Raw genomic sequence first — 11,612 nt, 5'->3', positions numbered from 1 at the left:
TTGCTGTGGCTCTTGACTTAATTAATCCGAAACATCTTAAAAACTGGTTTACTAATTGCTGCTACTGTACCTCATAAGATCCGGAAGTGCTGTAAGGACTGAAAAATAAATAACTTGATGAATTACTAAGTTGGAGGTACGGCTCTATAGTTCCATTTTGGCAAGTATTCATCAAAAGTAATTTGCATATTGTTTTTAAAGTTATTAGCTATCTTTCGACCAATTTTATAGACTTTATCAAGCACATTTGCAACTACAGATAGCCCGGTTTTAGTGTGAGTTTTTTCTACCAGGTATTTGACTAATTCTATATTGGTAAAAATTACTCCTTGACAAGCTCTAGTAACATGAGGAAAGAGTCGATGTTCGATGGGATTATATTTAGATGTATAAGGAGGGTAATGGGCAATTCTTATCTCAATTCCGATTTCATTAACTAACTTGTGTAAATCTTCTTTAAAGATATAATGATTAGCATTGTTACTACCTCCACCATCACACTTTGCTAAAATTGAAGTGGCATTCGGGTAGAGAAATTTTCCATAATTATTCCACCAAATTTTCAGGGATTCACAAGCAAATTCACTTGTATCTTTACTATTGCCTAATGTTATATATCCTCGATTTTCTTGAGCATCATAAATCCCATGTGGAATTACTTTTCCGTGACCTAAGCTCCAAAAATCACGATCAAAAGTAGTGACAGGCTCGGTTGTATAGAGAGTTCCCGGACGATATAAATTCCCTAAAACTTCTTTTTTTTTGTATCAAAACTAATAATGGGATTACCCGCTTTTCTATACTCTGTATCGAGTCTAGCAATATTTTCAAATTGAGCATTACGATTTTTATTAATTCCTGTCGTCTGTTTTTTTTGTGCTTTTCGCTTCACATATCCATGTTTTTTTAGGAGTTGTCCTACGAGAGGAAGATTCACACAAAATCCGGCGTTTTTTAGTCCGACAGCTATTTCTTTATGCGTCAAATTAGTCCATTTAATTAGCTCATTCATTGGGTCTCCTGCTGTCTGGAACTTTAAGACTTCTAAAAAGGCTTCATCAATACCGCTCCTGGTAGCTAAAATACTTTTTATTCCTCCTCCTTTTTTTCTGATCCTTAAATTATTAATAATCGTTTCATTCATTGTTTCTAAATCTTTAATTCCCTGGACAATAGTATTTCGACTGCATCCGCAAAGTTTCATTATATAGCTAATTCCACCCCATCCCAATTTTTGTGCCTCGATCGCTGCATACCTTCTTTTATCCTTTTCTGATAAAGAGTTATAAATTTTCTTTATTTCCGACTCAATTGAACTAGAATAAAACATAGGTTTAAAGGTCAGATAAAGTGGTAGAATAGAAAAATCCCTGGCGCGTTTCTATCAATTTTAGACAAAATAGCAATCAGGGCGCTGTTTTTGATTATATCCGACAATCCATCAAGTTATTTATTTTTCAGTCCTAAGTAAGCACATCGATGAGCCAATACCTGCCCAATATGTTCTGATTTCCAACTTGCTCCAGATATTTTAATTCTTCTACCTATTTGCTTAATTCCTGATTCTACTGCCCCAGAACCAATCGAACAGATGTCATTTCTCTGGAAAACTTCGTAATTAATAATTCTTTCTTTATGCTTTTCTAAATACTTACAAAAATTCACTGCTGGATTTTTCTTCAAGTGTATGAATAGTGCTATTGCACTTTTTACATTTCCTTGCCCTAAGTATGTTTCCGCTTGCTTCAATCGCTTAATTGAACCCCCCACATAAGTGAAGATTTTCATTCAAATGATACCAATCTAGAATTTCTCTTCTGTCCTGTTGACAACTAATTTCTTTAAATATATTCCATACACCATCATGTCCATCCGCTAGACAAGTTACTGGTTTGGCTAGTGGTTGTTTATTTGCCCAATCAATAATGATGTCATTTCGATCGAAACTGGCTACTATGCCTGCTTCCGACACAATTGCTTTATAGTCTTTCCACTCAGATTTTTCTCCGAGTGGTGTTATCAATCGTGCTTTTCCACCGTCTGCACTTAAGTCGGTAATATCTGCTGTTGCGTAAGGCTGCTCAAATTTTTGATAATGTACTAATATGAGTTGTGTCGAGAGCTGGAACCGTAATCCCTGTTATATATTCAATATCTTTGGCTGCATGTTGATATGCAACATTAGCACTCAGTCTTAAACAACAGTTTTCTAAATGTGGACTCAATCTACTCCCGCTCCCACACCCTAGTTTATCTGCTTGCTTTTGGGTGATGCTTAAATCACCTAATGTACTTTTTAATTTCTTTACCCTTCCTACTTTTGTGCCACTAGCTGAGTAGATAAAAAAAATCCAATTTGCGGTGTCACATGAGTTAACACCTTATCTTTAACTGTGAGCTCGATATCTTCTAATGCTTTCAAAGATTCCGGGTCACAATCAGCATACAGAATTGCCGAAATAGCTTCTACATGTGTTTGAATCGCCTGTTGCTCTTCGTCCGTCATAGTTCAATCGCCATTAATTAAGACATCATTATTATCGCCGATTTTGCCCAAAAATAGCTCAAAATCTCTGCCCTAGTATTTTTGGGTATTTATACTCACTGCAAAAGTGACACGCTCCCTACCAGCCTCCGTCTGATAGGTAATCGAACACAATTTTACCTGTTTCGTCTGCTTGGAAAATCCCGGAGTCGAAAGAAATGTTATTTTGAGTTGCTGGTTTGGCTGTATCGCCTGTGATTGCGTCGGTTTGAGTGGTGGATATTTGCGGTTTTTCGGGGATGTTTTTGGTTGTTGGTGTTGAATCTTTGTTGAGGATGAAGGGGTCTATCTCTGCTTGTTGGGGAGGTATTTCTGGGTTATTGTCGAGGATTTGGTTGTTTGATGGTAATAGTTCAACGCTGGGGTTTGTGGAGGATGTTTCGTTATACCAATTCACTATGAAGGTACACTAAAATATAGGGTAAAAGTAGAGGAAATCGAATATGGCGAACAAACTTCAGGTACAAATCCAGGAAACGGTTGAGGAACTAGAGCATCGACTCGAAGGTCATGCGACCGCCGTAAATAAATAAAAATTACTGGTACTATACTGGCTGGTCACCAAAAAAATTCAAAAAAGAGCAGAATTAGCCACGATGTTAAAACGAGACTAATCAACAATATATCGTTGGTTAACAGCTTACAAAAAAGGTGGAATTAATGAATTACTGAGCATAAAAAAAGCTCCCGGAAAGACTCCACATATTCCACCAGAAGTGAGAGAAAAATTAATCAAAAAACTGCAAGAAACCCAGGGAGAAACAAGTTATGGCCAATTACAGCTCGGGCTAGAAAAAGAATGCGGAATTAAAGTGAGTTATAAAGTGGTACATGACCTAGTACATTATAAATTGAAAGCTGACCTGCAACTCCCAAGACCCCAAAGTAACAAAGCGAACGAAGAGGTGCAGGCAAGCTTCAAAAAAAAACTATGTGAGCTCATTAAAGTAAGGATTAAATATTTCGGAAACTCCAAGCCTGTAAGGATATGGTGTCAGGACGAGAGTAGATTGGGATTGATTACTATGCGCCGGGCAGAATGATTACATTAAAGGGGGTAAAACCAATTGGGAAAAAGCAATGTAAACGAGGAAACTTTTATATTTATGGAGTCGTAGAGCCAGCAACAGGCGAACAATATTATCAAGAATTTTCTCAGCTAAATTACAACTGTTTTCAAGAGTTTTTAAATGGATTTGGTCAAAAATACTCAGAGACTTTCAATCTAATTATCATGAATAATGGTAGCTTCCATAAAGCTCTATTATTAGACTGGGCTGACCAGGTAATGCCAATATATTTACCTGCCTATAGTCCTGAATTAAATCCGATTGAAAGATTGTGGGAGCATACAAAAAAAGACTAAGAGTGGGAAAATTGTTCGAGTTTAGATAAACTCAAAGAACAGGTAAATACAATTATCAAATCTCTCACGAATGAAGAAGTTTTATCTCTCTGTGGTTGGGACTATATCCTTGAAGCTATATTAAGTGCAACTTCATAGTAAATTGGTATTAACAGTTAAAAGATTTTTCGGGGAAGAAGAGTAATTATTGGTAGAATTTGCTAGCGGGAAGTCTTCTACAATGTCGGGAATGAGAGAAATATTGGCAGTTCTTTGGGGGTTTGATGCTTCGATTAATGACATGATTTAAAGTTCTTTTTTTTGATGATGAAAGTGACTAAAATTATGCAGAGCTTGAGGATGTTAATCTTGAAGTTTTCGCAAACAAAGCTAGTCCCGACGATGCTGGAATTTTGTTTTTTTATTGAGGACGAAAGCTGCGATCTCGACAGGTGAAAACCGGCCAGCGAGGCTGACAAAAATTTGATGCGATCGCAATAAGTTGGTGTTGTTATGGCTACCGATAGATTTGAGAATATCAGTAACTTTTATCGATCGCAAGCGGTGTTCGCCATCAGGAAGTAAACTTTATGGAAGCTTTAATCCACTTCCGTGTAATGAAGTTCACGCTACGAATTTTGGGATGATCGAGCATTTTGGAGGTGCGCTCGCCCAACTAATTATCCGGTTTATTGTATAAAAAGTAACTTATTTTTTGGCAAAATTACGCAAAACCCGATCGCAACAGTAAGGCTTTGGAAACTAGGTTGTACAGTCCAGGACGCAGAGACACTATATGTAGTGTGGTGCGATTCCTAATAATTACTAACAACCAATTACTGATGACTTCGCCTAAGTGAAGCCTAATATATGCCAAAATACGGACGAAATGTGCTATCTGTAGAAGACGAAAGCAGCCTTGACGAAATTTAAAGTCCCATGTTGAATGCGAACGGGAGCATATTGGCAGACAATCGATCGGCCGCGTCGCAGTGGGCGCAAGAAGCTTTAGGGCTTCCCGAAGTTCAAGTACAAGCGCGTTTGCGGGGAAATCACCTGCACATTTTGTGCGAAGCAGCGCACAGTCCGTCTCAAGAATTGGTGACGGCGCGATTTACCAACGCCCTCGAACAAACGGATTTAACGCAACTGCTGCCCGATCGACCTAAAATTTACCAGTTGTTTCTGTGCGGCCGCAAAATCGGTTCCCGACAAAATGACTGGACAGTCCGGCTCGATTGCAGCAGTCCCAAGCGACAGCAACAGCCACAGCAACCGGAACCAAAAGTTGCCGAAGTGCCGCCGCCAGCGAGTTCCCCCGACGAACCGCCCGCAAGCCCTAAAAGAGGCGGATTTTTCGGCAAATTTAAGAATGACAACCAGAAACTCAAACAGACACCAAAACCGGTAGAAACAGTCGCGCAACCGCCGCAAGTACGGGAAGAACTGGATTTTGACGCCGACAGTCTGCCCATCGCCTCCCGCATTGAATACCCAGAAGCTTTTGAAACTTCCCCCGTGACGATCGACACTTCGGCTGCTGCGACGCGGGAAGCTGTCGGTTCCGCCGTTCCCCCGCAGCAGAAAGCGAACCGTGGCGCGGTGGCTTTGATTCAATCCCCCCAAGCCGACTCAGGCGAGGGCGATCGCGATGGAACATTGACGGTTTCGCCGGAAACGTTGGCGCGCCGGGGCTATCCAGATGCGATCGCCAGCTATCTCAGCGAAATCCTAGGGCCAATGGGAGTTTCGGTGAAAGTAAGCATTCGCGAAAAAGAACTCAAAACCAGCCTAGAAACCCAGCCGGTGAATGGGCCGGAAAATATCAAGCCCAAGGAACGCCGACTGCTGGTGCTGTGCGAGTCAGCTTACAGCCCCGACCCCTCATTGCTGGCCGAACCCATCGCCGGCAGGCTGCGGAAACTGCAACTAGAGGATTTCCGGGAAGCTGCGATCGCCAGCCAAGTCAGCGGCGAAGCGAAACCGGACTGGCTGCTGCGGGTGGATTTGACTTCGCCGGACAAAATTCTCAAGGAATGGGCCAGGTGGGGAGACGTACAGTCGATCGCCAAACTGCTAAACCAACACTTGGCTCCATCGAGAGTCGAAGTGCGGGCTACCCTCAAAGAAGCAACCCTCCACCTGTTTTGCAGCAAAACTGCCAAAAAAGGACAAAAGCCTAAACGGCAAGAATACCCCGACAAACAGCAAACCACCGACGCGATCGCCCCTTTGTTAGCCTCCTTTGCGCCCCAAGGCATCCACGCAGCTACTATCTACGGCGTAGAACCAGCCAAGGACTCTCAGGCGGCGCCGGAGTCGCCGGTGTGGATAGACTGGGTGGACTTGCCGGCAGCCCACCACCCCGACTTGGCTGCAAACGCTAGAACGCTGGCAGTCGAGGGCGACCAATTGGCTCTGACTTTTTTATTGAACAGGTTGCTCAACCCCAATCTCAGACGCAAGCTGGAAACAGGAGGGATTCGGGCTGTCGTGCTGCAAAAAGCCAACGTGCTGCACGTGATGACAGAAGCTCTGACTTGCCCTTCTCAGTCGAAGGTAGGCCCGCCGGTGGCGAAATTCTTGCGGCAGTTACAAATTCCGGGAGTGGCAGGGGTGCGAGTCTACGGACGGCGCGCGGGTCAGAAGCAGCCCCTGTGGCGCTACGCAATCGACCTCAGAAGGGCGGTTGACGAGGAATCAGCAGCGGCACCCGCACCGGCTCCCTCCCAAGTGGCTGTCTTGGAAAAGGAACCGGTACCAGACTTTGCGCCGGCGGAGGATGGGAGTTTTTCGGGTTTGGGCGACAATTTGGTGTTCGATGCTCCGGCGCCCAACTCCTGGCGGCCGCGTTTCAAAATCCGACTCCCCGGATACAATCTGGGCGAGCAGTTAGTTCAAGCTGCGGTGCAGCCGCTTGTCGCTTCGGGTTTGTTTGTTCCTACCGATGGTTTGTCAACAAATGCTGCTGCGCCCGGGGGCGTGAGAGCCGATCGCGCGGCGGGCATGGCTTTGATTTGGGCGATCGCCGGCTGTCTGCTGACTTTCAATACCGATTGGCTGCTCGGTCAATTTCTGCAATCTGCGACGGTCAGTCAAGCTCCTAGCGCCTCCGAAGTTTGCAGCGGGCCAAATTGTCAAAATTCAGCTCCCAAGGCTGTGGACGACGTTACAGCCCGACTTCCGAAGGAAACCCCGAACCCCGTTCCCCCTGCTGATGAGGTGAATTTGCCTCAAATTCCGTTGCAGCCGTCGCCCGACGCCAACCAGCAAGAGGCTTTCAATGGCTCTGGGTTTACGAAACCGGGAAATACTAGCGTTCCTGTAGCTGATGTTTCTGCTCCTCCGGTGTTCCCGACTTTGAGGAGCCAGCAACTGGACGACCAAATAGCGCGCTATCAAGAGTACATTCACCTGCACAAAAAGCCGCCGGATATTTTAATTGTCGGTAGTTCGAGGGCGCTGCGGGGCATCGATCCGGCGGTTTTGGAAACAGCTTTGGCAGCTTCGGGCTATCCGGGGCTGAGGGCTTACAATTTTGGAGTTAATGGAGCTACTCTCCAGGTTGTAGATTCGATCGTCCGCCGGATTTTGCCACCGCAACAACTGCCGAAATTGCTGGTGTTGGCTGACGGGGCCAGGGCTCTCAACAGCGGGCGGCCGGATTTGACTTTTAGTGCGATCGCTTCTTCGGAAGGTTACAGGCAATTGAGCCGAGGTAGTTTTCTGATCCGCACCAATCAATTAGAATCCGAAACATCGAAGGAAAGCGCCAACAATCCGGTGGCGGCTGCGACTGAATTGGTGAACAATTTGGGACAAGCTCAAGCTAATGTTCAGCAATTGGTGAGTCAAAAGTTGGTGGAGGGTTCTGCAACTTACAAAAACCGCGATCGACTTAAAGGGTTTTTGCGATCGATCGCGAATCCCTCAGCCCCTGTTGCAACCGAGATCCCCCAAACCGCACCTCTGGGCCAACCAACAACTGAAAACGCCCAGCCAACCGCTGGGAGTAAACCCGTCAGCGAGTTTCAACCAAATGGCTTTTTGCCGATCGATATACGCTTCAATCCCGAAACTTACTTTCAGAAGCACCCGAAAGTATCTGGTTATTACGACTCCGACTATCAAAATTTTAAATTGGTAGGCGAACAAGCTCTAGCACTCAAAAATCTGATCGAATTTACCAAGGTTCGCAACATCAATCTCGTGTTTGTGAATATGCCTCTGACTGAAGATTATTTAGACCCGGTGCGAACAGGTTACGAACAAGAATTCCGGCAATATATGCAAGAATTAGCAGCTCAAAGCGGACTAATTTTCCTAGATAAGAGTTTATTGTGGCCCCAGGCGCGGGAATCTTTTTCCGACCCCAGCCACCTCAACCGTTACGGTGCTGTTGCAGTGTCTAAGCGGTTGGCTCAAGATCCCATGATTCCCTGGCCGGCGAAACAGTAGTTATAATTTTTGAGTGGTGAGTTATTTTAGAAGTTAAATGCTCCCAACGTTGCGAGTGCGGCGCGACTATCTCAAAACTATTCTTTCCTGCGGCTAAATAGTGAAAATGAAAAAATTGATATTTCCTGAAAATAGCAAAAATCAACAGATAAAAATTCCGAGAAAAAATCTGCCTTTGATATTTTTTATATTATCTTTAGCATTTTTCTGTTTCAGTTTGTATAAAGGTTTCTTCTTACCTGTAGCTTTATCATCTGGGCCGCCCAGCAACGAACAAAGTAGCGAACAGCCAACTCTGGCACCCTTTGAAGAGGTTGTCAAAGACGCGAAAAAGTTAGAGGGATTATTTACTCTTTACCGCAATCAAGCAACTGATAAAGTATATCTGGAAGTTAAACCGGAACAACTCAACAAAAAGTTCCTGTGCTTTGTGACATTGGCATCGGGTTTGGGGGAAGCGGGCATTTTGAGCGGAATGCCGATCGGCGATTTCTTGTTTCAACTGCGGCGCGTCCAAAATAACGTGCAGTTTGTGATACCAAATGTAAATTTTCGCACAAGTCCTGGCGACCCGCAAGCAGGTTCGGTAGCACGGGGATTTAGCGAGTCGATTCTCTATTCTTTGCCTCTCAAAAGCATTGATCCGCAAAGACAAACTCTGCTGATCGATTTAGGAGATTTGCTGATGAGCGACAAACGCGATTTACCAGGGGTAAAAGCGATTTTGCCGATGCTTTTGGGCGCTTCTTACTCGATCGATGCAGACAAGTCTTCTTTTAAAGATGTTAAAGCGTTTCCGCTGAATGTGGAGATTGCTTCTGTCTATGGTTTTTCTAGCGATAATGACAGTGAGCTTAACTATTTACCTTCGATTCCTGACAGTCGGGCTTTTAACCTCCGCATTCACTACAGTTTCTCGGAAGTGCCGCTAAATAACGGCTACCGCCCCAGACTTGCGGACGAGCGAGTGGGCTATTTTCTGACAGCATATAAGGACTTTTCTGACAAGAGCAGCCGGGAGCCTTTTGTGCGCTATATCAATCGCTGGCATTTGCAAAAGCAAATCCCGACAGCGCCGATGTCGCCTCCGGTGCAGCCGATCGTCTTTTGGATTGAAAATAATGTGCCTTCCGAATACCGAAACGCAATTCGCGAGGGCGTTTTGGAGTGGAACAAAGCTTTTGAAAAGGCCGGTTTTACTGACGCAATACAGGTCAAACAAATGCCGGACAATGCTAAATGGGACCCGGCTGACGTTCGCTACAATACTATCCGCTGGTCGAGTTCTTTTGAGCCTCAGTTTGCCGGCATCGGGCCGTCTCGCACTAACCCGCTGACGGGGGAAATTTTGGATGCTGATATTCTGTTGGATGCTAATGTTGTCCGGGAAATCAAACAGGGCTATCGGTCTTTGGTGGAACAAAATCGATCGCTATCTAAGAGTTTTCAAGGGCGAAACGGTTCTAATACCAATCCCTGTCAGTTCGGGATGTATTCTCGCTATTTGAATGTGCTAGAAAATGGGGATTTAGGAAAAAGCAGCGGGAAAAATGATCGAGGTGGAATTGCTGATGATTTGCCGACTTTGGTAGAAAGATACCAAGAGCAAAAGCGAGCTCCTTTATCGCGGTTGATGTCGAGTTCGGATATGTGTTTTGGGTTGGAATCGAGCCGCCAGTTTGCGATGGGGGCAATGTCGATCGATCTGTTGGAAAATGCAGCGCCTAGCAGTGGGACGATTGACAATTATGTGAATGAATATATCCGATTTTTGACGGCCCACGAAGTCGGTCACACTCTGGGTTTGAGGCACAATTTTCACGGGAGTACGATGCTGCAACCGGAGGATTTAAACAATACTCAGGTAACTCGCACGCAAGGTTTGGTAGCGTCGGTTATGGATTATGTGCCGATTAATTTGGCACCTCCGGGAACTGTGCAGGGCGACTATTTTCCAACGATTGTAGGGCCTTACGACGATTGGGCGATCGAGTATGGTTACAAGGTGATTGGCGGCCGGGACCCGAACAGCGACTTACCAGCGCTGCAACAAATTGCCAGCCGCGCTGCGGAATCCCAATTAGCTTACGCGCCGGATGAGGATTCTGTTGATATTCTCGATCCCGCTGCAAATACCTTCGATCTCAGCGCCAATATGCTGAGGTATTCGCAATGGCAATTGGATAATGCTAGGGCGATGTGGAAGCGTTTGGAAAAGCGAATTCCGGTTGGGGGAGATGGTTATAACGAACTCCGGGTGATGTTTGATTCGGTGTTCGGGTATTATGTTCAGCAGGTGATGAATGCGACTTTGTATGTGGGGGGACAGTCGTTTAATCGGATTCGCCCTGGAGATACTAATGCGAAGTTGCCGTTTGTGCCGATCGAACTTTCTCAGCAGCGAGAAGCTTTAGCAACATTAGAGAAGTACGTTTTTGCCCCGGATGCGTTTAGTTTTGCGCCGGAATTGCTCAACAAATTGGCGCCTTCGCGCTGGGAACACTGGGGAAGTCCGGCTTTGGTGTTTCCTCTAGATTACCCGATCGGCGATCGAATTACTTTTTTGCAGCGGTTTGTGTTGCGAGTTTTGCTATCTCCGATGCGCTTGGCGAGGCTGCGGGATGCCGAGTTAAAATCGGGGCCGGAAACTGCTTTGAGGTTGCCGGAAGTTTTGGATACTGTGCAAAAGGATATCTGGGAAGAGGTTTTGCAGCCGGAAAAGAAGATGCAAATTTCAACTTTTCGGCGTTCTTTGCAGCGGGAACATTTGGCGATTTTGATCGGAATGGTGCTGCGAAAAACGAATGTTCCAGAGGATGCGCGGAGTTTGGCGTGGTACGAGTTGCGGCAGTTGCGGGAGGGTTTGAGCAAGAGTATTCGGAATTTGGATCGGAATGCTGATGCTTATACGCGGGCTCATTTGGAGGAAACGCGCGATCGAATTTCTAAGGTTTTGAATTCGCAAATTCAGTCGAATTAATTTGGGGATTCAGAAACCGGGTTTTTGAGGAAGATATTTCGTTGCCGCCCGCAGATTTGGTCAAAAACCCGGTTTCGGAGAATCTTAGTCAAGTTAAAATAATTCTGAACTTGCGTCGTATACGATAGATAGACAGGGAAGCTAAAAAGAATAGCCCTTATGCCTGCCAAAGACCTTTATCACGATATTGTCTGCACTGCCCTCATCAAAGCAGGGTAAGCTCATCTAATTTGGTATAATATGAACTTGACAAAGTTAACAAAATAAGCATAAGAGACTGTGTA

The 11,612-nt window shown here is 45.0% G+C and carries 5 protein-coding genes and 2 pseudogenes; 4 read left to right on the top strand and 3 right to left on the bottom strand.

The genetic code is table 11. The features are described 5' to 3' along the window. Positions 1 to 125: 125 nt before the first annotated feature. From QT992_RS31905 to QT992_RS31890, 3 genes and pseudogenes are all read right to left on the bottom strand, one after another. A pseudogene (locus QT992_RS31905) lies at positions 126 to 1,012 on the bottom strand (ISAzo13 family transposase). Positions 1,013 to 1,446: 434 nt separating this feature from the next. Then, a pseudogene (locus QT992_RS31895) lies at positions 1,447 to 2,506 on the bottom strand (ISKra4 family transposase). Between the two features lie 118 nt (positions 2,507 to 2,624). Continuing rightward, a complete protein-coding gene (locus tag QT992_RS31890) occupies positions 2,625 to 2,942 on the bottom strand; it encodes a hypothetical protein (protein ID WP_333322559.1) in 318 nt (105 codons plus the stop codon). Between the two features lie 223 nt (positions 2,943 to 3,165). On the opposite strand from QT992_RS31890, the gene QT992_RS33810 reads away from it, so the two are divergent. From QT992_RS33810 to QT992_RS31875, 4 genes are all read left to right on the top strand, one after another. Further along, positions 3,166 to 3,588 (top strand): helix-turn-helix domain-containing protein, encoded by a 423-nt coding sequence (locus QT992_RS33810; protein WP_445305393.1) that lies wholly within the window; start codon positions 3,166 to 3,168, stop codon positions 3,586 to 3,588. Then, positions 3,585 to 3,911 (top strand): transposase, encoded by a 327-nt coding sequence (locus QT992_RS31885; protein ID WP_333342736.1) that lies wholly within the window; start codon positions 3,585 to 3,587, stop codon positions 3,909 to 3,911. The genes QT992_RS33810 and QT992_RS31885 overlap by 4 nt, the downstream gene beginning before the upstream one ends. A 918-nt stretch (positions 3,912 to 4,829) precedes the next feature. Further along, positions 4,830 to 8,348 (top strand): hypothetical protein, encoded by a 3,519-nt coding sequence (locus QT992_RS31880; RefSeq protein WP_333321398.1) that lies wholly within the window; start codon positions 4,830 to 4,832, stop codon positions 8,346 to 8,348. A 106-nt stretch (positions 8,349 to 8,454) separates the two neighbouring features. Further along, complete coding sequence (locus QT992_RS31875) at positions 8,455 to 11,328, top strand: zinc-dependent metalloprotease (RefSeq protein ID WP_333321400.1); 2,874 nt, start codon at positions 8,455 to 8,457, stop codon at positions 11,326 to 11,328. Positions 11,329 to 11,612: the final 284 nt, after the last annotated feature.

The organism is Microcoleus sp. T3_D1 (assembly GCF_036700405.1).
Lineage (GTDB): Bacteria > Cyanobacteriota > Cyanobacteriia > Cyanobacteriales > Microcoleaceae > Microcoleus.
This window is presented reverse-complemented; position numbering and strand designations above follow the sequence as displayed.

What these genes read in the sequence shown, in the direction of transcription:
- QT992_RS31880 (WP_333321398.1), top strand. Translation starts at nt 4,830, where the DNA reads ATGTTGAATGCGAACGGGAGCATATTGGCAGACAATCGATCGGCCGCG.
- QT992_RS31875 (WP_333321400.1), top strand. Translation starts at nt 8,455, where the DNA reads ATGAAAAAATTGATATTTCCTGAAAATAGCAAAAATCAACAGATAAAA.
- QT992_RS31885 (WP_333342736.1), top strand. Translation starts at nt 3,585, where the DNA reads ATGATTACATTAAAGGGGGTAAAACCAATTGGGAAAAAGCAATGTAAA.